The sequence below is a fragment of the Halorubrum sp. ARQ200 genome (assembly GCF_005435115.1).
Classification (GTDB): Archaea; Halobacteriota; Halobacteria; order Halobacteriales; family Haloferacaceae; genus Halorubrum; species Halorubrum tropicale.
Map to the genome: position 1 here is coordinate 1 of NZ_SGTZ01000068.1, position 434 is coordinate 434.

General features: G+C 70.5%; 1 protein-coding gene. It reads right to left on the reverse strand.

Annotated features, from left to right (window positions below; genetic code table 11):
• On the reverse strand, window positions 1-434 hold a 434-nt coding region (locus EXE50_RS17065; RefSeq protein WP_137705657.1), incomplete at both ends, for an FAD-binding protein.

Consider the following 434-nt stretch of genomic DNA (forward strand, 5'->3'; position numbering starts at 1 on the left):
GCATGAACTCCATGTCCATCAGCGACGCGCCGGCGTCGAAGGCCAGCGCCGCGCCGTCGCCGTTGTTCTCGTCGTCGCGGGAGGTGTGCCGGTTGTAGATCGCCGCGTGGCCGCCGGCGGCGAGAACGACGGTGCCCGCGTTGAACAGCACGAACTCGCCGTCGTCCATGTCGAAGCCGACCGCACCGTGGACGGCCTCGCCGTCGGAGACCAGCTTCGTGATCATCACGTTCTCGCGGTAGGGGACCGACAGCGCCTGCGCGCGGTCGACGAGCGTGTTCAGCAGCGACTCGCCGGTGTGGTCGCCGGCGAAGGCGGTCCGGCGGAACGACTGCGCGCCGAAGAACCGCTGGTCGATCGCGCCGTCGTCGGTGCGGGAGTACGCCATCCCCCAGTCGTCGAGCTCGCGGAGCCGCTCGGGCATCTGCGCGGTC